The 21,528-nt window shown below is 35.3% G+C and carries 18 protein-coding genes; 12 read left to right on the forward strand and 6 right to left on the reverse strand.

The features are described 5' to 3' along the window. The coding region (gene hslU, locus ACJML3_RS06130) for an ATP-dependent protease ATPase subunit HslU (RefSeq protein ID WP_406021543.1) at positions 1–1,182 on the forward strand (1,182 nt) is incomplete at its 5' end. Then, entirely contained in the window at positions 1,182–1,445 is a 264-nt protein-coding gene (locus ACJML3_RS06135; RefSeq protein ID WP_406021545.1) for a hypothetical protein, read from the forward strand. The genes hslU and ACJML3_RS06135, both read left to right, overlap by 1 nt. Positions 1,446–1,448: 3 nt before the next feature. On the opposite strand, the gene ACJML3_RS06140 is transcribed toward ACJML3_RS06135, so the two are convergent. The 3 genes from ACJML3_RS06140 to ACJML3_RS06150 all read right to left on the reverse strand — a co-directional run bounded on the left by ACJML3_RS06140 (position 1,449) and on the right by ACJML3_RS06150 (position 5,262). Continuing rightward, positions 1,449–3,338, reverse strand: coding sequence for a fructose-specific PTS transporter subunit EIIC (locus ACJML3_RS06140; RefSeq protein ID WP_406021546.1), 1,890 nt, complete (start codon positions 3,336–3,338; stop codon positions 1,449–1,451). 49 nt (positions 3,339–3,387) lie between these two features. Beyond that, entirely contained in the window at positions 3,388–4,248 is an 861-nt protein-coding gene (gene cysE / locus ACJML3_RS06145) for a serine O-acetyltransferase (RefSeq protein ID WP_406021548.1), read from the reverse strand. 78 nt (positions 4,249–4,326) lie between these two features. Next, on the reverse strand, positions 4,327–5,262 hold the full coding sequence (locus ACJML3_RS06150; RefSeq protein ID WP_406021550.1) for a cation diffusion facilitator family transporter: 936 nt from the start codon (positions 5,260–5,262) through the stop codon (positions 4,327–4,329). Between the two features lie 327 nt (positions 5,263–5,589). On the opposite strand from ACJML3_RS06150, the gene plsB reads away from it, so the two are divergent. Both plsB and ACJML3_RS06160 read left to right on the forward strand, forming a co-directional pair. Next, positions 5,590–8,055 carry a glycerol-3-phosphate 1-O-acyltransferase PlsB gene (plsB, locus tag ACJML3_RS06155; protein ID WP_406021552.1) on the forward strand — a complete coding sequence of 822 codons (2,466 nt, stop codon included), beginning with the start codon at positions 5,590–5,592 and terminating at the stop codon, positions 8,053–8,055. Between the two features lie 11 nt (positions 8,056–8,066). After that, complete coding sequence (locus tag ACJML3_RS06160) at positions 8,067–8,507, forward strand: flagellar basal body-associated FliL family protein (protein ID WP_406021554.1); 441 nt, start codon at positions 8,067–8,069, stop codon at positions 8,505–8,507. A 57-nt stretch (positions 8,508–8,564) separates the two neighbouring features. Here ACJML3_RS06160 and ACJML3_RS06165 read toward each other — a convergent pair whose 3' ends face one another. Continuing rightward, positions 8,565–9,923 (reverse strand): TldD/PmbA family protein, encoded by a 1,359-nt coding sequence (locus ACJML3_RS06165; RefSeq protein WP_406021556.1) that lies wholly within the window; start codon positions 9,921–9,923, stop codon positions 8,565–8,567. A gap of 273 nt (positions 9,924–10,196) precedes the next feature. Between ACJML3_RS06165 and ACJML3_RS06170 the strand changes: the two genes are divergently transcribed. Beyond that, a complete protein-coding gene (locus ACJML3_RS06170) occupies positions 10,197–10,988 on the forward strand; it encodes a hypothetical protein (RefSeq protein WP_406021558.1) in 792 nt (263 codons plus the stop codon). Positions 10,989–11,279: 291 nt separating this feature from the next. Here the strand turns inward: ACJML3_RS06170 and ACJML3_RS06175 are convergent, their stop codons facing one another. Together ACJML3_RS06175 and uvrA are read right to left on the reverse strand one after the other, a co-directional pair. Continuing rightward, positions 11,280–11,660: a DUF2750 domain-containing protein gene (locus ACJML3_RS06175; protein WP_406021560.1), complete on the reverse strand. Its 381-nt coding sequence runs from the start codon at positions 11,658–11,660 to the stop codon at positions 11,280–11,282. Continuing rightward, the gene (uvrA, locus tag ACJML3_RS06180; protein WP_406021562.1) at positions 11,661–14,504 is read right to left on the reverse strand and encodes an excinuclease ABC subunit UvrA; all 2,844 of its coding nucleotides are present in this window, start codon (positions 14,502–14,504) and stop codon (positions 11,661–11,663) included. It abuts the gene before it with no gap. Positions 14,505–14,938: 434 nt separating this feature from the next. Here uvrA and ACJML3_RS06185 point away from each other — a divergent pair, with 434 nt between their 5' ends. The 7 genes from ACJML3_RS06185 to ACJML3_RS06215 form a co-directional block, all read left to right on the forward strand. Next, positions 14,939–15,442: a single-stranded DNA-binding protein gene (locus tag ACJML3_RS06185; protein WP_406021564.1), complete on the forward strand. Its 504-nt coding sequence runs from the start codon at positions 14,939–14,941 to the stop codon at positions 15,440–15,442. 365 nt (positions 15,443–15,807) lie between these two features. Next, the gene (locus ACJML3_RS06190; RefSeq protein WP_406021566.1) at positions 15,808–16,857 is read left to right on the forward strand and encodes a rod shape-determining protein; all 1,050 of its coding nucleotides are present in this window, start codon (positions 15,808–15,810) and stop codon (positions 16,855–16,857) included. Between the two features lie 52 nt (positions 16,858–16,909). Beyond that, positions 16,910–17,869 (forward strand): rod shape-determining protein MreC, encoded by a 960-nt coding sequence (gene mreC / locus ACJML3_RS06195; protein ID WP_406021568.1) that lies wholly within the window; start codon positions 16,910–16,912, stop codon positions 17,867–17,869. Further along, on the forward strand, positions 17,869–18,396 hold the full coding sequence (gene mreD / locus ACJML3_RS06200; RefSeq protein WP_406021570.1) for a rod shape-determining protein MreD: 528 nt from the start codon (positions 17,869–17,871) through the stop codon (positions 18,394–18,396). Before mreC ends, mreD begins: the two co-directional genes overlap by 1 nt. Position 18,397: 1 nt before the next feature. After that, entirely contained in the window at positions 18,398–18,985 is a 588-nt protein-coding gene (locus ACJML3_RS06205) for a Maf family protein (protein ID WP_406021572.1), read from the forward strand. After that, positions 18,985–20,436: a metalloprotease TldD gene (tldD, locus tag ACJML3_RS06210; protein ID WP_406021574.1), complete on the forward strand. Its 1,452-nt coding sequence runs from the start codon at positions 18,985–18,987 to the stop codon at positions 20,434–20,436. Before ACJML3_RS06205 ends, tldD begins: the two co-directional genes overlap by 1 nt. 88 nt (positions 20,437–20,524) lie before the next feature. Further along, the coding region (locus ACJML3_RS06215) for an alpha-amylase family glycosyl hydrolase (protein ID WP_406021576.1) at positions 20,525–21,528 on the forward strand (1,004 nt) is incomplete at its 3' end.

Consider the following 21,528-nt stretch of genomic DNA (forward strand, 5'->3'; position numbering starts at 1 on the left):
GAGATTGTTCCAAAGAACATTCTTATGATTGGTCCTACTGGCGTTGGTAAAACCGAAATTGCTCGCCGCCTAGCAAAACTTGCACATGCTCCTTTTGTTAAAGTTGAAGCAACTAAATATACTGAAGTTGGCTATGTTGGAAAAGATGTAGAATCAATTATCCGTGAACTTGCTGAAGTATCAATGAAGCTAGTTAAAGAGGAAGCTTTCAACTTAAATAAATCTAAGGCAGAAGACGCAGCTGAAGAAAGGATCTTAGATATTCTTCTTTTAACACCTAGTGCAACAGAGGATGAAAAAGAAAACTCATCTGCAAGACAGATGTTAAGAAAGAAGCTAAGAGAACATGCTTTAGATGATCGAGAAATCGAAATTGAGATTTTTGATAAGAGCCCTACCGTTAATGTTATCGGCGGAGCTCCTGGAATGGATGATATTAACGATCAGCTTCAGTCAATTTTTGATTCAATGACAGCAAATAAAAAGTCATTGAAGAAAATGAAAATTAAGGATGCACTAAAGATTCTGACTGAAGAAGAAGCATCAAAGCTTACTCAGAATGATGATTTAAAATCAAAAGCTATTGAACTTGCCGAAAACAACGGTATAGTATTCATTGATGAAATAGACAAAATCTGTCAGGAAGGACAGGACCGAGGCGTTGTTTCAAGACAGGGCGTTCAAAGAGATCTTCTTCCTCTGATTGAAGGCTCTGCTGTTAATACTAAATACGGTATGATAAAGACAGATCATGTTCTCTTCATCGCATCAGGTGCTTTCCAAATGTCAAAACCATCTGATCTTATTCCTGAACTTCAAGGAAGACTTCCAATCAGAGTTGAACTCAATCCACTGAGTGCTGATGATTTTGAAAAGATTCTTAAAGAACCTCATAACAGTCTAACAAAACAGTACCAGATGCTTCTTGCAACAGAAAATGTCGATATCAAATTTGAAGACAGTGCTATCAAGCGTATTGCTGAGGATGCATTTAAAGTAAATGAGAAAACAGAGAATATTGGTGCACGACGTCTTCATACTCTAATGGAAAAAATTCTAGAGGAGATTTCATTCAATGCTAGCGAGAATGCTGGTAGCACCGTTGTCATTGATGATGCTTATGTTGATGAACATCTATCAGATATTGTAGAAAATGAAGATGTAAGCAGGTACATTCTTTAATGGGTAAAGAGTTAAATCGCAAAGAACAGTGCCTTTTCAACGAAATTGAAAAGGTTACTGAAACATTTGAAAAACTTGTTAACGACTATAATGAGTTGCAAAAGAGTTTTTTAGATAAGCAAAAAGAATTTAACTCATTACAAAAAGAATTTATTCTTTTAAAAGAAGAAAACCAGCATCACAAAGAAATAATGCAGACATTAAAAGAACGCTTAAACAGCGTTCTTTCAAATCTAGAAGAAATTGATTCTGAAGAAGAATAAAAGTTATTTTTCTTTCTTCTGATGGTACAAATGAATCAGTGCAAATAAGAATGCACCTACAGTTGATGCTATTCCTAATGCAATCGCATATCCAATTACATTTTCAAATAATGGGATTACAAAAATGCCACCATGTGGGGCACATGCAGAAGATCTAAAATACATTGACAGTGCACCAGCTGTTGCAGATGAAATAATACATGCAATCTTCATCTTTAACATATCAACAGATAAGAATGGAATTACCCCCTCTGTAATAAATACACATCCTTTTCCGATAGCAGACAATGCATGTTTCTTTTCACTGTCAGAGTATACCTGAGGAATAAGAGCACAAGAAATACCCGCTGCTAATGGTGGAACCATGCCTCCTGCCATTACACTTGCCATAATAAGGCCACCAGGACCTAGTTCAGGAATACAGTCAGCTAATAAAAGAACACCAACAGCATAAGCAACCTTATTGAAAGGACCACCCATATCTGCTGACATCATACCTCCAAGAATAGCACCAACTACAACGAGAATTGATGTTGGAGACTCCTGGATAAAATTCTGAATATATGTATTAATTAATTCAGCAGGTATATTTGTAAAGAACAGAGCTATTGCTGATGTAAACAGTGATCCCGTGACTGGATATAGGAGCAAACCAACAATGGCATCATGACCTCGCAGGAACTTCGATGCAAAATTCGTAACAAGCAACGACACTCCACCTGCAATAAATCCATTTATAACTGCACCAATTACACCAGAGGAGCCTAGATCAGCCATTACACCACCGGCAAAACCTGCAACTAAAGCTGTTCTGCCTCGAATGGAGAATGCAATAAATGCTGAAAGAATCGGGAATAGTAATGTACCAACACTGTATCCAATTCTATCTAGGAAAAAGCCTATTTGTGTTCCCTGAATAAGCTCAAATCTAGCAAGAGCAGATAATATACCAGCACAAGCAACAATAGGCATAATATAAGTCATACCGCTCATAAGATGACGATACAATCTCATAAATAATGATGATGAGCTGTTTATTACGCCTGTCTGATATCGAGGACATTTTGGATCTAAAGCCTGTTCAATTAGCTCCTGCGGACGACGAACACCATCAACAACACCTACACGAACTAGAGGCTTACCGATGAATCGATCCATGTCAACGATTCTATCTGCAGCAACAATTACACCTTTTGATTTTGCAATATCTTCAGGAAGAAGTCTGTTTCTGTTACCTGCTGCACCATCTGTTTCAACTTTGATGGTGATACCCATTTCTTTAGCCTTATTTTCTAAAGCTTCGGCAGCCATATATGTATGGGATAAACCTGCAGGACATGCTGTTACAGCAACAAGGGTATACGAATGATCTGCACTGTCAGGATTTTCTTTTTGCTCTTCTTCAATGATTTCTTGCTTTTTATCTTTCTCTATTTCGTTTTTTTCAGCTGCATTGATGATTTTTAGAAAACTATCTACACTTTGACAGTTTATTAGAGTATCCCTAAATTCCTCTGAAACAAGCAGGGTTGATAGTCTTGCAAGTACATCTAAATGTGCATCTGATGCTTGATGAGGAGATGCAATTAAGAAAAACAGCTTACTTGGCTGGCCATCTAGACTTTCAAAATCAACGCCCTCAGGAACAACCATTGCAGCAAGTGCAGGTCTCTTTACACCGGCACTCTTTGCATGAGGAATTGCTACACCTGCTCCAAGCCCTGTGGAGACTTTCTGCTCTCTTTCAAAAACAGCAGTTCTAAATCGCTCTTTATCTGAAAGGCAATCAGTATTTGAAACAAGATCAACAAGCATATTTATAGCCTGTTCTTTTGTTTTAATACTACAACCAAGACTTATAGCTCTTGGGTCTAATAAATCGCAAATGTGCATTTTTATATCCTCGGTGATATTACTATCACATGGCTTACTTATGCCAAGGTTATATTTGTCTGATATCTATTACAGGACACAGTTCATTAGCTTTTTTCATGTCATTTTCTGTCATTGCTAAAGTCTGATCCATATCCAATGAAGGCATATCCATAGATGGATGTCCTACTACTCTTGCAGGAACACCAACCACAGTACAATGAGCAGGAACATCAGCAAGAACAACAGAACCAGCACCGACAATCGCGCCTTCGCCTATTCTGATATTTCCAAGAACCTTTGCTCCAGCACCTATCATCACGCCCTTTCCAACTTTTGGATGGCGATCGCCCTGTTCTTTTCCTGTACCACCTAAAGTAACATCGTGCAGAATAGAAACAGTATCAGCAACAACTGCTGTTTCACCGATAACGATGTTTGTAGCATGATCAAACATAAGACCATTTCCAAGTGTGGCTGCAGGATGAATATCTACAGAAAACACCTCTGATATTCTACTTTGTATGTAAGATGCAAGATCTTTTCTTCCCTGCTTCCAAAGCCAGTTAGCAACTCTAAAGGATTCAATGACATGTGGTCCTTTAAGGAAAAGTAATATTCTAACTATTGATTTTGAAGCAGGATCTCGGTTTGCAACTGCAAGAACATCTGCAACTGCAGATTTTAATAAATTCGGATCTTCTGTATATGCTTGCATACAAACAGAGAACAATTGCTGACGATCTACTTCTCGTGATGCAAGCTTTGAACTGATTATTCTTGCAAGACAAACAGAAAGAGACTTACAGGAAAGGACATGTCTGTTTAACAAATCTTCTAATACAAGCTCATTTTTTGCTATTTTCTGTGACTCTTCAACAAGATCGTTCCAAAAGGCGTTTACGTCATTCGGATCCAATAACTCAGACATTTGTGTTTCCGCTACAAATAAGTATTACTGTTTAATATTTCAATTATACCTTTTTTTGATTGTTCAGAAAAATAATCACTATTCTGTTTTATCTTCTGCAGAATCAAAAAAGACAACATCCTCATATGTGGACTGCGTATCTGGCTCCATATGCAAGATAATTTCTGCATCTGGAAAATCTATTCTTATCCTTTTTTCTATTTCATCAACAATATCGTGAGCCTTAAACAGATCCATATTTCCATCAAGAACTAGGTGACCTTGAATATAGACCATAGGACCTGCTCTATGAGTCTTTAAATCGTGAATTGATTTAACATCTCCAACAGAGTGAATTGCATTAATTATTTTCTTTATTGAATTTCTGCCAAGAGATTTATCAAGTAATGTCTGAACAGCTCTAAAGCCTATTACATATGCACCTTTCATAATAAAAAGACCAATAAGAGATGCAAATAAACCGTCAGCCCACAAATATCCGTAATAACTCAAGGCTAAAGCTAAAAGAACGCCTACATTCAATGTAACATCAGAAAGATAATGCAATCTGTCTGCACTAATAGCTTCACTTCTTGTAAGTCTATAAACATAAGTCTGAAGTAATACAAGCAAAACAGTAATTACAATACTTATGACAGATACAATAATTGCCAAATCAAGGTATAAAACACCTTGAGGATGTATGCATCTTTCTATTCCATGAACAACTAGAAGAACAGATGAACCACCAATAAATGCAGCCTGAGCAAGAGATGCTAAAGCCTGGGATTTATGATGACCAAAGCGATGTTCCTTATCAGGAGGAGCTAAAGAAAATTTTAAGGCTAGCAAATTTACAAGTGATGCTAGAAGGTCAAATATAGAATCTGTTAACGAAGCAAAAATTACAGTAGAAGAGCTTATTATCCAAACAACAAGCTTTATGATGATAAATAAAATTGCGGTAGCTACAGATGCTCCGCCTGCAATCATTACAAGTTTTTTATATCTTTGCAGTTCCACTGAACTGTTCATTCTTTGCCTCAGACCTGTTCATAGAAGAATATATCTTATTCAACCAATTATATATCAGTATGTAGTTTAGCTGAATTAGTTCAAGACATATAATAAAAGTAGATCTCATTAGTTATTACTTTTTGAAGAACCGCACCAAATATCGTGCAAAACTTTGATCAATGACATAACTTAATGCATTTATTGAAAAAAATTACTATTTTTATATACATCTATTCGGACTTTTGACTAAACTCATAATAGTATATAAAAAAATAAAATTATTAGTTCGCTTGTTTTTCAAACAGGAGATGCGGAGTAATAACCGCTTTTATAGAGATGATTAGTGTGATAAATAAATTTTTAAGATTTTTCCTATACTTTCCGTTTAGAATTACAACTAACAGCGAGACTATTCCTTTTGAGCCACTAAAACAGATCAATATTGATAAAACTAAAATCATTGTCTATGTTACTGTTTCATCTTCTGTCGGTAATATCATGGCAATTGAAAGAGCAGCACAAAAGCTTGGTTTACCATCACCTTTTGAGAAAATTAATCTGTATGGAATTTCTGTTCCTAGAATCTGCTATTTAAGATCTCCTGGTTTCTTCTCTGGCAAAAAAACAAAATATTACGATTTAGAGGAAACTTTTAGGCAGTGGTACAAATTCTATGAAATAACAGGAAAAGATATTCAGGTTCTGCCAATCACTGTTTTATGGTCAAGAAACCCAGGCTATGAAAAGCTTGCACTTTCTGGCATTAACTCTGCTACACCTTCACTCAGAAAATTCTTTAATCTGACCTTTGCTGGCCGAGATAACTGCACTATTTTCTGTGGAAAGTTTAATATCAGCGAATCAAAAGAACGTTTTGACAATTCTCTGTTTTCTCATGATCTAAACAGAACATTCAGACTTATTTTTATAAATAAGGCAAGAACGGTTGTCGGAAAACCATTACCTAACCGAAAAGCAATCATCAACGAAATATTATCTAAACCAGCTGTATTAGATGCAATAGAACAAGCTTGTAAGGAGAATTCAAAATCTGTTGAGGAAAATACCTTAAGAGCAAGAAATATATTGGAAGTAATGGTTGCTGATACCAGATATCCTCTTTTGAAATTCTTAAACGGAATTATCTCAAACATCTGGAACAGAATTTATCAGGGTCAGACAATCATTGGCGTTGAGAAAGTCAGAAAACTTGTTGAAACTGGACATGAAATTATCTATATCCCATGTCATAGATCCCACATGGATTACATTCTGTTAACTTTCGTATTGTTCCATGAAGGTTTACCACTACCACAGATAGCCTCTGGAGATAACTTAAACTTCTTCCCTGTAGGACCTCTTATCAGAAGATGTGGTTCATATTTCATCAGAAGAAAAATGAAAGGTGATGAATTCTATATCACTATATTCAGAGAGTATTTAAATTTACTGTTTGAAAATGGTTATGCAACAGAATTCTTCATTGAAGGTGGCCGCTCAAGAACAGGAAGAACACTTCCTCCAAGAACAGGTATGGTGGCAATGACAGTTCAGTCTCAGCTTCGTGGAGGAAAACGACCTATTGCATTCGTTCCTACTTATCTTGGTTATGAGCATGTTTCTGAGGTCGGTAACTATATGGCTGAACTTAAGGGTGCAGAAAAGAAGAAGGAAAGTGCTTCACAGCTACTTGGCATCTTTAAACGCTTTAGAAATTATGGACGTGGATATGTAACCTTCGGTGATCCTATAGTTGTGCCAAAATTCCTAGATAAACATGTTCCTAACTGGAAAAAAGATATTGATCCAAATGGAACAAAGAGACCTGAATGGCTGAATGATACCGTTAACATGATGGCACACAGAATCATCATCAATCTTAATAATTCTGCAACAATCAACGGAATAAATCTCTGTGCACTGGCAATCATGAACGTAGCTGACAATGCTATGAGTACAAATCAGCTTCAAAAATGTATTGATCTGTTTATTAAACTGCTTCATGTTGATCCAAAACGAAGAGATGCCATTCCACAGGCAACTACACTAACACTGATAAAACAGGCAACAGATCTAAACAAATTCCATGTCTACAACGTTGGCGATGATATGAAGTTTGTACGTCCTAGTTATGGTCAGACTCTGCAGCTAAAATATTTTGAGAATAATATTGTTCACCTATTTGCTCTTCCTGCACTGCTTGCAAACATCATCATTAGAAACGGACATATAAAACGTGAAGATGTAAGAGTTCATGCCCGCTCATTGTTCTATTTCCTAAGACATGAACTTTTTGTTCCTGTATTTGAAGAGGAATTAGATACTTTGATTGACAAATATCTTGATACGTTCCTAATCGAGGGATATATAACAAGAGATGCAGATATGCTTTATGTTTCAGGAGATGGATTCCAGGAATTTTTGATACTCTCTAGATGTATTTACCATAACCTGGTTCGTTATCTTGTAGCTACAACTGCTCTGAGGAATACAAAAGACGGAACAACAAACGTTCAAACTTTTGTTCAAAAATGCTTAACTTATTCAAAGAGATTGCCGATAGAAGTAACAAATAATTCACCAGAATTTGCTGATCCTGTTTTATTCAAGATAATGTGTGATACATTTATCCGACACAAATATTTCAGTGTAAGCGAAAATGGAACAATAACTGTTAATACAGAGAAGGTTCAGAAGCTTAACAATGCAGCATCACCTTTACTAGGTGCAAGAGATGTAAGAATACTAAACGGAAGAAATCTTGTCAGAAGGTACGATGGTCAGCATCTAGAAGGAAAAATAAACAGTTAAGGATATATAGTATGATTAAAAACTTTTTAGCAGTCGCATTTTCTATCTTTACTCTATTTGCTACTCCATATGCTTATGCAGGACATGGACCAAAAGAAGAACCAAAAGAGGAAGTACCTGCTGAACCTGAAGTCGGTTACTATACAATAAAGGAAATTACAACAAACCTTGCAAACCTAAATCCAAGAGACCGATTACACTATATTCAGCTAAAAGTTGGACTGATGCTAGAAGATAGTCGAGATGCTGCGATTATTGCCGATATAGAACCACTGTTGAAGGATATTATTCTTACTATCCTTGGAAACAAAGAATTCTCTCAGGTTGCAACTAATGAGGCAAGAGAAAGAATCAGAGTTGAATGTAGAGAGAAAATATTATCAACACTTAAGGACAAATTTGGAAAAAGTATTGTTTCTGATGTTCTGTTTCTAAGTTATCTGTACCAGTAATAAGCATATAATAATAAACAGCTACAAATGGCAGTTTTGTCAGTTGTAGCTTGTTTTTTATATACCTGATACAGTCATATTCTTAATTAAAATTGAACCTGTTTTAATTTTTTGTCTTAAATCGATATCCTTACCAATAAGTTCAATATTCATAAACATTTCTTTAAGGTTACCTGCAATGGTAATACCATCAACAGCATGAACAAATTTTCCATCCTTAAAATAGTATCCCTCGGCTCCTCGAGAATAATTACCACTGGCTATATCAATGCCCTGTCCCATTAAATCAGTAATAACGATACCTTCCCCTGAACTTGCAAGAATATCGTCAAATTCCATGGTATGCTCTTTGTCAAAGTTGACATACCAGTTGTGAATTCCTGAAGCATGGCCATTTGATTTCATTTTTAACTTTCTTGATGAATATGAACCTAGTAGGTACTGCTCCAACTTACCATCTTTAACTATATCTGATTCAAAAACCTTTGATCCTTCACCATCGTAATTTCTTGAGCCAAACTCACCAATAACAAAAGGATTTTCATTGATTGTTATAAATTCAGGGAAAACCTGTTGGTTTAAAGAATCACATAAAAAAGAAGTTCTTCTGTAAACTGCCGCACCTGAAATCGCGCTCGCAAGACATGACCATATAGAAGCTGCAGCTGCTCCTTTAAATATCAGATTATATTTTCCTGTTTTTACTTTCTTTGAATTTAGCTTTAACAGAGTTTTCTCAATAGCTTCGTTTACTATTTCCTCTTTTGATGACAATTTTTCAAAATTTCTTGCTATTGAATATCCACTTGCCCTTTGCATCTTATCGTCACCCTGTCCAAGGAGAACAATCGATGTATAAATTGAACTTGCAGAAGATGCTCGACAAAAGCCATTAGAATTTGCTAGTACTGATGTATATAAAGAGCATTCTAATGCTGCTACATCAGATTTTTTAATTCCGTTTTTCTGATTCTCTAAAGCTATTTTTTCAAGATCAATTGCATATTCTGCAGCAGAATCAGCATCAATATTATTCTCGTATACGCGCTCTAATTCTTTAAAATCTGTACAGATCATGTCTTTATCGCAAAGACCTGCACAGTCATCTTCATCAGTAAATTTTGCTAAATTAATTGCATTGTTAACGCAGTCTTCAAGAGCACTTTTACTTAAATCTGTAGTGGAACATCCGCCTCTTTTCTTTCCAAGATATACAACAATTTCCATTCCGTTGTCATTGTTATATTCTATATTTTCAATTTCCTGATCTCTGCTAGATACACTAAGTCCCTTTGCGCCACCAAGTGAAACCTCACAGTCACTAGCACCTTTTTCAATGGCGTATTTAACAACATCAGATGCTATCTGCTCTAACCTTGATTCTTTTTCTTTCAAAGATTTAATAAAAGGACTCATCATTATTCCTAAAGAATTGGTAGTGAAGTGATACAATCACATCAGAAAACTAAACTTGCTAATTATATTACATCCATGAAAAACTTACTTATAAAACTTAAGCCTTTCACGCTTCTAATTGCCATTTCCTTGGGCTTTGTCATTTTTCTGATGTTTCATTACATTCCTATGCTTAATCCTTTGAAGCCCATAGCATACACAATAAGTACTGTTATGCCTTGGATTGTATTTTTAATACTGTTTTTGGCTTTTTGCAAAATAAACTACAAAGAAATGAAGCCTCATTATTGGCAGGCTATATTACTTATATTACAGGTCGTAATATCGTTCTCATTAGCTTATCTTGGAACAGGATCTGAAAATAAACTTATTAAAACACTTCTTATCGGTAGTATGGTCTGTGTAATAACACCAACTGCAGCTGCTGCCTCCGTAATAACAGTAAAACTTGGTGGTAATACAGGTGCTATTACTACATACATCATACTTGGAAATATAGTTGCATCAATTGCAATTCCTATTGTTTTCTCATTTGTAAATCCAAATATTCAAGGTGATCTTTTTGAACAATTCTTAACAATTCTAATAAGAGTGTTTCCTGTAATTGTGCTTCCTCTGTTCCTAGCTCTATTTTTAAAACTGTTTATGAAAAGAGTTCATGATTTTATTGCTGCAAACACAAAAGATCTTGGCTTTTATCTGTGGGCAACCATAATCTGCTTTCTTTCATGTAAAACATTTTCAAATATTTCAAAATCAGGATGTTCTGCATTCGAGCTTTCAGCAATGGCTTTTGCAGGACTGATTTGCACTGTTGTCCTATATGGTATCGGAAAGATTGTAGGAAACATACAAGGCCAGAGAATCAGTGCAGGTCAGGGATTTGGTCAGAAAAACATGCTTTTTGGAATATGGGTTGCCTTATGCTATTTAAGCCCAACTGATGCAATTATTCCAGGAACCTATATTCTGTGGCAGAACCTATTTAATGCTTATCAGATGTATATAAGAGAAAAGAAACTTTCTTACTGGAACAGTAAAGGAGAAAAACCATATTTTGAGTAAAACCGTAAATCGCAAGCGTTTTTGTTGTTTTCTTACAGTGTTTTTACAAAATTTAACGTAAATTAATAAATACGAGCTTCAAATTTTTTATTTTTTTATCACTCTAATTTTCAAAATAAGGCTAATAATCAGATATTAATCAAATATCACAAAACACCTTATGTGATAAAGTTCAAATATAACCTAATTTTTTATAAAAATCGCAATTTTTACGGAAAACAATTTACGGTAAGCATAAAAAAAAGCAGCAAAGCTGCTTTTTTTTATGCTTTATAAGATATATTTTATTTATTAGATTTCCTGTGGATCATCAACATCAAAATCCTTGTCTGATACTGGCATAAAACCTATCAGAACATTTGGCTGCTCTTTTAACATTGGAACCCATTTTTCATTCCATACATTTCTTGTAATGAACTGGGCTTTCATTGAAGTCATTCCATTTTCTTGAGCATATTTCTGAGCTAATCTTTCATGAGACCAAACAGGAACAACACTGAATAATGTATTATTTTCATCTGCTTCAGTATCCTCTAAAATTAAAGGACCTTCATCATCTACAAGAACATAAAAGCCGTTGTTCTCATTTACTGATTTTAAGAACATTGCTTTTCTGTAATCAGAATTTAACTGAAGTATAGCTTCAAATTCCTTATCGGTTAATTCAGTCATTTAATAGCCTCTCTTGATAATTGGTTTTAAAAACTGTCCTGTAAAAGACTCTTCACATTCACTAACCTGTTCTGGTGTACCAGTAGTTACTATAGTACCTCCGTTTACACCACCTTCAGGTCCTAAATCTATCAGATAATCTGCTGTTTTAATAACATCAAGGTTATGTTCAATTACAACAACTGTATTGCCCTGATCTCTAAGTTTAGTTAATACTTCAAGAAGTAACCTTACATCCTCAAAATGAAGACCTGTTGTTGGTTCATCAAGCACATAAAGAGTTCTTCCTGTAGCTCTTTTTGATAATTCTTTTGATAATTTAATTCGTTGAGCTTCACCACCTGAGAATGTTGTAGCAGACTGACCTAGAGTAATATAGGACAAACCAACATCCATCAGCGTTTTTAATTTAGATGCAATGGCAGGGACCGCACTGAAAAACTCCAGAGCCTCTTCAACATTCATATCAAGAACATCAGATATAGATTTACCCTTGTATAGTACTTCTAAAGTTTCTCTGTTATATCTTTTACCATCACATTCTTCACACTTTACATACACATCTGGCATGAAGTTCATGGATACCTTTATTGTACCATCACCCTGACAGGCCTCACATCTTCCACCTTTTACATTAAAGGAGAATCTACCAGGACCATAACCTCTGGCTCTAGCTTCAGGAGTTTTTGAAAATAAATCTCTTATTTCAGAGAATAGTCCGATATATGTTGCAGGATTTGATCTTGGAGTTCTACCAATAGGACTCTGATCTATACAGATAATTTTGTCAAAATTATCTAAACCTTCAATTGCCTTATAAGGAGCAGGATCATCATTAGCGGTTACCGAATTGAGTTTTCTTTCAGCAACGCGAACTAATGTATCATTTACAAGAGTTGATTTACCTGAGCCTGAAACACCTGTTACAACAACAAAACATCCTACTGGGAATGATACATCTATATTCTTTAAGTTATTGCCTGTACATCCTTTGAGAGTAAGCATTTTTGATTTCTGAACCTTTACTCTCTTTTTTGGAATTTCAATTTTTCTTCGGCCTGACAGATAGTCGCCTGTAAGGGAATTCTTTGAAGATTCTATTGTTTCTACATTTCCCTGTGCAACAACTAAACCACCATTTACGCCAGCGCCAGGACCTATATCGATAATGCAGTCAGCAGCACGCATCGTGTCCTCGTCATGCTCTACCACAATAACAGTATTTCCGATATCTCGAAGATTCTTTAATGCGCTTAAAAGTTTAGAATTATCTCGCTGGTGAAGACCAATGCTTGGCTCATCAAGTACATACATCACACCTGTAAGACCTGCACCAATCTGACTTGCAAGTCTTATTCTCTGGGATTCACCGCCTGATAAGGTAGATGAGGTTCTTGATAAAGAAAGATAGCCTAAACCTACATTTATGAGGAAGGATAGACGTGTTTTTACCTCTTTGAGAATCTTGCTTGCAATATGCTCTTCTTGCTCAGTCAGCTTAAGATTTGAGAAGAAATCATAAGCTTCAATAATAGACATATTGCTTACCTCAGGTAATGACTTGTCGTTGATAAAGACATGGCAATACTCTTTTTTCAATCTTGTTCCATTACACTCAGGACATGGCAAAGGTTTCATCAGTTTAGAAATAAAGACTCTTACATAATCAGATTCAGTTTCTTTAAGTCTTCTTTCGTAATTAGGGATAACACCTTCAAAAGGTTCTACAGAAGATCTGCTTTTTGAACCACCTGCATAGACTATTTCCATAGCAATAGCCTTGTTTCCAGTTCCATAAAGAATATATTCTTTTTGCTTTTTGCTTAATTCTTCAAAAGGAGTAAAAAGATCGATATCAAAAGCTTTTGCTACAGCTTCAAGCTGACGGTAAAAGAACTTATTGCTTCTATCCCAGCCTAAAATAGCGCCATCATATATGGTTTTACTCTTGTCAGGAACAATCTTATCTTCATCAATAACCATAAGTGCACCTAAACCTTCGCACTTTGGACATGATCCATGAGGATTATTGAAAGAAAAATCTCTTGGCTCTAATTCCTCAATCGAGTATCCGCAAATTGGACATGAATAGCGAGAAGAAAAGATTATCTCATCTTCTTTCTTATGCTCATCCATTGGTGATAAGACAGCTAGGCCATCAGCATACTTTAATGCAGTCTCAAAAGAATCTGCTATTCGCTGTTTCAAATCCTTACGAACTTTTATTCTGTCAACAACCAGTTCAATATCATGCTTTTCTCTTAAGGCAAGATCAGGAGGATCTGATAAATCGCAAACCTCTCCATCAATTCTTGCTCTTATAAAACCATCTTTTACTAGTGATGCAAATAATTGCTTGTATTCGCCCTTTCTGCCTCTGACAATAGGAGATAAGATCATTACTTTTGTTTCTTCTGGCAGATTCAAAACAGTATCTACCATTGAAGATACTGTCTGTGCTTTTAAAACAGTACCGTGAGTTGGGCATCTAGCCTCACCAACTCGAGCCCATAGTAGACGTAAATAGTCATGGATTTCTGTAGTTGTACCAACGGTAGAACGAGGATTATGAGATGCTGCTTTCTGCTCAATAGAAATTGCAGGAGAAAGACCTTCAATTGATTCAACATCTGGTTTATCCATCAATGAGAGGAACTGTCTTGCATATGATGACAGAGATTCAACATATCTTCTTTGACCTTCGGCGTATAAAGTGTCAAAAGCAAGAGATGATTTTCCAGAGCCAGACCTTCCTGTAATAACAGTTAAAGTATTTTTAGGAATAGTAAGACTGATATCCTTTAGATTATGAGTACGAGCACCACGAATTGATATATTGTCCATATTAACTGAAACCTGCATTCATTAAGCTTTACAGCCATGAAACAAACTGCTACACAAGTTTTGACCTATTCAGACTTATAGTCTTTCAAATTCTAGAGATATTATATGGTCAATCCTGATTGAGAATATCTTTTTTAATAATGTGTGATTAAAGAATGGTCACTGCATTATCTTTTATAGATAGCATATCACATCCTTATCTAGATAATTTTTTCAGACGAAAAGATCCTGAGTAAAACAAAATTAGTAAATTGAAAAAAGAAAAGCTTTTTATAAAAATTTTTGGTAAATATAACTCGTTATTTTTAAAAGGAATTTTTAATACAAGTGGCGTTTTGCGCCATTTAAAAACATTATAAAAAAAACTGTCTGATACCATCTTCACAACAATCAAAACAACATTTTTTATTTTGGTGATTAAAGGAAAAAATAGTATGGCTAGAGGTATCAATAAAGTATTTTTAATAGGCAATCTTGGAGATGATCCAACAATCAGAACAACATCTTCTGGAATAAATGTTGCAAACATCTCTATGGTTACAAACGAACAACATAAAAACACACAGACAGGTCAAATAGAAGAAACTGCTCAGTGGCATAGGGTTGTTTTATGGGGAAAAACTGCAGAAATTGCTAAAAAATATTTAAAAAAAGGTTCTCAGATTTTCATTGAAGGAAAGATTCAAACTAATTCTTTTACTGATAAAAATGGAGTTAAAAGATATTCTACAGAGATTATCGCAGAACAAATGCAGATGCTTGGATACAGATACTCTACAGATGAATCTAATGGCACAAAAATTTCTAATGATGGTTATGCCAGTGACTGCGAAAATAAACCATATATTCCACAAGAAGAACAACCTCAAAATTACTTTGACGAGAACTTTGATTACAAAAATGTATCGACAACAATAGATACAGAAATTCCTTTCTAAAACTACACAACAATGGCTGTTTACACTCAATAAACAGCCTATTTTTTTATATCTGTTTTCAAAAAATAAAGTAATATGTGATAGTGATTTGCTTTTTTTACTCAAACTCCCTTTCTTAAAGCAAAACCGACCAGTTGCTGTGATATACTTTCTAATAGCGCATGTAGTTGATCTCTATTTAAAAAATTTAATATAAAGAAAATTTTATATATTTAAATTTTTTTGTTTTAAAACTGTCTTTATATGCTTTTTTATATATGTCAGCTAAGCTAAAAAAGATAAATATAACTGTATTCTGTTATATGCAGATAATACAGAAAGAAACGATTCGAATTTTTTCCTATTTGCAATTGGAACATTAGTAAATGTTTAAAAAATTACGCAGTATGTTCTCAAATGATCTCTCCATTGATTTGGGAACAGCAAACACATTAGTTTATGTAAAGAACAAAGGTATTGTATTAAACGAGCCATCAGTAGTTGCTGTAAGATTAGACAGAAACGGTGGTGCTCAGCGTAAAGTTGATGCTGTTGGTAAAGCAGCAAAAACCATGCTTGGTAGAAGCCCTGATAATCTTGAAGTTATTCGTCCTATGAAAGACGGCGTTATCGCTGACTTCCAGTACACAGAGAAAATGCTTCAATACTTCATTTCAAAAGTTCTTCAGAACGGTCGTTTTGTTCCATTCAAGCCAAGTCCTCGTGTTCTAGTATGTGTTCCATGCGGTGCAACTCAGGTTGAAAGAAGAGCAATTAGAGAATCTGTAGAAGGCGCAGGTGCAAGTGAGGTTTTCTTAATCACTGAGCCTATGGCAGCAGCTATCGGTGCTGGTTTACCAGTTTCTGAAGCTAAAGGTTCTATGATTGTTGATATCGGTGGTGGTACTACTGAGGTTGCAATCATCTCCTTAAACGGTATTGTATATTCAAGTTCAGTAAGAATCGGTGGTAACCGTTTTGATCAGGCAATTATCGACTACGTTCGCAACACAAAGCGTTATGAAATCGGTGAGTCTACTGCTGAGCAGGTAAAGATTGAAATCGGCTCTGCATATGCTGAACAGGAAATGCATGAAAAGGAAGTAAGAGGCAGATCTGTTGTTGAAGGTGTACCTCGTTCATTTACCTTAAACTCAAACGAAATTCTTGAGGCATTATCAGATCCTATTAAGGGTATTGTTGCTGCTGTTCGTACTGCACTAGAGAAATCACCTCCAGAGCTTGCAGCTGATATTGCTGAGCATGGCATGATGTTATCAGGTGGTGGTGCACTTCTGCACAATCTAGATAAACTATTAAGAGAAGAAACAGGTATTCCTGTAACTATTGCAGAGGATCCTCTCACCTGCGTTGCTCGTGGTGGTGGTAAAGCTCTTGAGATGTATGATACTCAAGATAACGAAATCTTTGATTAACAACTCAATGGATCTCCTTTAAGGAGATCCTTTTACTTTTCTAGGTAATGATTTGAAAAACTCAGATCAGTCTCATTCATATGTACATTTCAGATTCGGAATAGTGATTATTCTGTCTCTGGCTGTTATGGCTTTGGATGTAAGATCAAAGCTGTTAAATGACATAAGATACTATCTTGAATCTGCTTTATATCCTGTTTTAGTATTTGCTGATTCTCCTCACGCTGTAGGTCGTGTTGTATCCACACAGCTAAAAACTCATTCAGAACTTATTAAAGAGAATGAACAGCTTTCTACAGAAAATTTCATGCAGAGAGCAGATTCACTAAAACTAAAAGACTTAGAAGCTGAAAACAAAGCTCTAAGACAGCTATTAAATTCACCTATAAGAACAAAGAGCAAAAGACTTTTTGCCGAAGTTATTGACGTAGATCCTGATCCATATCTTCATCGTGTTACCGTTAACAGAGGTGCTTCTGATGGAGTTCATGAGGGCATGCCTGTAATTACAGATAAAGGACTTGTAGGTCAGGTAATTAACGTTAATTATGCTTTTTCAAGAGTTCTTTTATTAACAGATCCAAACTGCTCTATTCCTGTTGTTGACGAAAGATCCAACGTAAGAGCTATATCAAGCGGTTCTGGTTCGCATGACGATATTATTATCAATAACGTACCTCGTTCTGCTGATATTAAAAAAGGAGATCTTCTGTTAACTTCTGGTATCGGTGGTGTATACCCAAGAGGCTATCCTGTAGCAATAGTATCTAAAGTAGGATTCTCAGATTCTCAACCTTTTGCTGAGGTAAAGGCAAAACCTCTGGTTGATACTGATAAGATGAGATTTGTTCTTATGTATTGGACATCTCTTGAAAATAACGAAGATATTAAGAGCCTTGCAAAAGAACAAACTGACAACAAGGTAATCCTTCATCAGAGAAAAATAAAAGAACTAATAAAAACTTTATCAGTAAAGGATAGAGTTCTAGATAATACAGAAGGACAACAGTAATGATTAATTCTAAAGAAAACAGAAAGTCACCAGCTGTTGTTCTGGTTCCAATGCTTCTGTTATCACTTTTTATTCAGTTAGTAAGACTTCCTGCAGTAGTATCAGAAAATCGACCTGATTTACTGATACTTGTAATTTTGTTTTTCTCAATGAATTCAAAATTCACTTATAAGCTTGAGGTTTCATGGCTAGTTGGAATTATTCTTGATCTGGCATCAGGAGCTCCACTTGGAATCAATGCCTTTGTAATATGTTCACAGATATATATCATTAGTACTCAGTTCAAGAATTTTGCTAAATATGCGATTTACCAGCAAAGTATTATTATTGGTCTTGTAAACCTGATTGTTACCGTTCTTGGATACTGGATTGAGCATATTATCGGACAGAGTTACTATGAGATTAGTTTCGTAATACCATCAATAGTTACTGCTCTTTTCTGGCCGATTATATTCCTGACATGTACATTGTTATGTGCAACATTCTCTGTATCTTCTGATAAAGAGAACGAAAACAAAATAAACTGATATGACAAGAGTAATATTAGCCTCATCTTCTCCTCGAAGAAAAGAATTCATGAATTATCTAGGATTGCAATATGAATGCATTAAGCCAGATGTTGATGAAACAGTAAAACAAGGAGAACTTCCTGAAAACCTGGTATTAAGACTGTCAAAAGATAAAGCTTTTGCTGTCAGCGCTGAAAATACTGATGCTGTTGTAATTGCAGCAGACACGGTTGTTGCCATTGATAATCAGATATTAGGTAAACCTAATAACAGAGAAGATGCTTTCAATATGCTGAAAAAACTTCAGGGTAGAACTCATGAAGTTTTTACAGGAACATCAATCGTATATCAAGAACGAGTAAATAGCTTCTGCGTTAAATGTTCTGTTACATTCGATTGCATATCAGATGATGAACTTAAAACATATATAGCATCTGGAGAATGTGACGATAAAGCCGGTGCTTATGCTTTGCAAGGTATTGCCTCTATCTTTATCAAGGAAGTATCAGGATCAGTTACAACAGTTATTGGTCTTCCTATTAACGAAGTTAGAAAAGCATTAAGAGATTTAGGTGTCTGTATAAAGACTGTATCAGGTGCAAAATAATGGTTAATTTCGATTCAGTTTGTAAAAAAGTCTTTTCTGACAGTGATATTACAGAAGAAAGCTGTCTTAAAGCACTTAATATTCTAAATTCTAGAGAAATCAACTTTGGTGATTTATATTTTGAACACCTAGTTTCCCAATCCTTCGCGCTTGAAGAAGGTATTGTAAAAGGTGGCTCTTACAGTATTTCAAAAGGCGTAGGTGTAAGAGCAATCAAAGAAGGAAAAACAGGATTTGCTTATTCAGATGTTTTAGACAATAAATCACTTGTCGAAGCATGTAAAGCAGCCCACTCAATCTCTAAAGGCCACAGATGTGATGGAGTTGCAATAAACAGCCTAAACAGAATTGAATCAAAACAGTTATATACAGAAATAAACCCTATCGATACAATCAGCAACGAGAAAAAAGCTGCTGTTCTTGAAATTCTTGATAAAAAGGCAAGAGCACTTGATCCTAGAATTACTCAAGTAATGGCTAATCTTGCCTGTGCACATAAGAATATTATCGTTATACCTACAGATTCATCCATGAGATACGATTCAAAACCTTTTGTTCGTATTTCCGTCGTTGTTGTAATGGAATCAAATGGAAGAATCGAAAAGGGTTCAGCATCAACAGGCGGTGCCTTCTTGCTTGATGAAATACTCGGAGATGAAACTCTTACTTATCTTGCAAATGAGGCGGTTAGATCTGCAAGTGTAAATATGGAAGCTGTTAATGCACCAGCAGGAACAATGAACGTTGTTTTAGGAAACGGTTGGCCTGGTGTTTTAATCCACGAGGCTGTAGGTCATGGTCTTGAGGGTGATTTCAATAGAACAGGATCTTCAGCTTTTACAGATAAGATTGGTCAGAAAGTTGCATCAGAACACTGCACCATCATTGATGACGGAACCATAAAGAATCGTCGAGGCTCCATGAATTTCGATGATGAAGGTACTGATTCAAACTGCAATATCCTAATAGAAAAAGGTATTTTAAAGGGATATATGCAAGATAAACAGAATGCAATGCTGATGAATATGAAATCTACTGGAAATGGAAGAAGAGAGTCATACAATACCTTACCTCTTCCAAGAATGACAAATACCTATTTACAGAACGGCAATTATGAAAAAGAAGAAATAATTAAATCTGTAAAAAAAGGTATTTATGCTGTTAATTTTAAAGGTGGTCAGGTAGATATAACCTCAGGAGAATTTGTATTCTCAACTTCAGAAGCTTACCTTATTGAAAACGGTAAAATTACAACCCCTATTAAGGGAGCAACTTTAATTGGAAACGGACCTAATACCATGCAAAAAGTATCTATGGTCGGAAATGATCTAGAATTTGATAAAGGTATTGGCTCCTGCGGAAAAGCAGGTCAATCTGTACCAGTAGGTATAGGTCAGCCAACAGTTAAAGTCGATGAGCTTATTGTTGGTGGAACTAGCAATAAAATTTGATCAATTCTAAATTATTGATTCTCAATCGTTGATAAATGATGTTCTCAAATAATATATTCTCTTAAACCTTTATTTGAGAACAATTTAAATGAAACGACTTTCTTCTATTTTTCTTCCTCTAGCTTTACTTTGCTCATCTTGCACCAGTAGCTCTTCAAATAGTTTTGACACAGTTAATCTTACTAATCAGGAGCCTGTTTTTGATTATCTTGCAGCATACAAAGAGCAAAGTGGAACTGTAAAGAAACATACCGATCTTAGAATCTATCAGATAATGGTAGAATCATTCCAAGACGGCGATCCAAACAGAAATTATGATGTAGGATATGGACCTTCTTCTCATAGAGGTGATTTAAGGGGAATAATAAATTCTCTTGATTATATTAAATCACTAAATATGAACGCAATATGGCTTACCCCTATCTTTGAAAGTGCACCTTCAGATAAAGACAAGTCAAAACTGGATGCTACTGGATACTATACAAGAAACTACTACAAGATAGACAGAAATTTCGGTGATGAAAACACATTAAAAGAACTTGTAGATAAAGCTCATGAAAAAGGAATCTATGTAATCTTAGATGGAGTATTCGGTCATTTTAGAGATGATCTTGTAAATACATCACCAAAAGGAAACAAGATTTCAACTACAGACAAATGTATTGGATCTAATCAATCATTTTACCCTCCTGTAGCACACACTCTGTGTACTGACTTTAATGATGGAGGAAAATCATTAGAATACTTCAAAGAACTTGTTGAATACTATATTGAAACATATAAGATTGACGGCTTCAGACTGGATCAGGCTTATCAGGTTCCTATAGAAATTCTATCTATTCTTAGAGAAACCATCGAAGATGTTTCTAAAAAAGTTGAATACATAAACTATGAAGGTAAGAGTGTTCACCCTCTTGGATATGTAGTCGGTGAAATCTGGACTGATAATCCGACAATAGTTTCAACTGGTTATGGTAAAAATGACAATATAGGCCTTTATTCTAATTTTGATTTTGCACTACGTTATGGTCTTGTACAGACACTTGCCACTGAAGAATGGGGAAAACAGATCCATGTTGCTAGAAATATTAG

Origin of the sequence: Succinivibrio sp., from assembly GCF_045124615.1 — a bacterium.
GTDB classification, from domain to species: Bacteria; Pseudomonadota; Gammaproteobacteria; order Enterobacterales; family Succinivibrionaceae; genus Succinivibrio; species Succinivibrio faecicola.

Excerpts from the sequence above, each read along its gene's own strand:
- ACJML3_RS06165 (WP_406021556.1), bottom strand. The coding sequence starts at position 9,923 with ATGAGTCCTTTTATTAAATCTTTGAAAGAAAAAGAATCAAGGTTAGAG.
- ACJML3_RS06170 (WP_406021558.1), top strand. The coding sequence starts at position 10,197 with ATGAAGCCTCATTATTGGCAGGCTATATTACTTATATTACAGGTCGTA.
- ACJML3_RS06140 (WP_406021546.1), bottom strand. The coding sequence starts at position 3,338 with ATGCACATTTGCGATTTATTAGACCCAAGAGCTATAAGTCTTGGTTGT.
- ACJML3_RS06160 (WP_406021554.1), top strand. The coding sequence starts at position 8,067 with ATGATTAAAAACTTTTTAGCAGTCGCATTTTCTATCTTTACTCTATTT.
- ACJML3_RS06190 (WP_406021566.1), top strand. The coding sequence starts at position 15,808 with ATGTTTAAAAAATTACGCAGTATGTTCTCAAATGATCTCTCCATTGAT.
- ACJML3_RS06135 (WP_406021545.1), top strand. The coding sequence starts at position 1,182 with ATGGGTAAAGAGTTAAATCGCAAAGAACAGTGCCTTTTCAACGAAATT.
- ACJML3_RS06185 (WP_406021564.1), top strand. The coding sequence starts at position 14,939 with ATGGCTAGAGGTATCAATAAAGTATTTTTAATAGGCAATCTTGGAGAT.
- ACJML3_RS06175 (WP_406021560.1), bottom strand. The coding sequence starts at position 11,660 with ATGACTGAATTAACCGATAAGGAATTTGAAGCTATACTTCAGTTAAAT.
- mreD (WP_406021570.1), top strand. The coding sequence starts at position 17,869 with ATGATTAATTCTAAAGAAAACAGAAAGTCACCAGCTGTTGTTCTGGTT.
- ACJML3_RS06205 (WP_406021572.1), top strand. The coding sequence starts at position 18,398 with ATGACAAGAGTAATATTAGCCTCATCTTCTCCTCGAAGAAAAGAATTC.
- uvrA (WP_406021562.1), bottom strand. The coding sequence starts at position 14,504 with ATGGACAATATATCAATTCGTGGTGCTCGTACTCATAATCTAAAGGAT.
- tldD (WP_406021574.1), top strand. The coding sequence starts at position 18,985 with ATGGTTAATTTCGATTCAGTTTGTAAAAAAGTCTTTTCTGACAGTGAT.
- ACJML3_RS06150 (WP_406021550.1), bottom strand. The coding sequence starts at position 5,262 with ATGAACAGTTCAGTGGAACTGCAAAGATATAAAAAACTTGTAATGATT.
- cysE (WP_406021548.1), bottom strand. The coding sequence starts at position 4,248 with ATGTCTGAGTTATTGGATCCGAATGACGTAAACGCCTTTTGGAACGAT.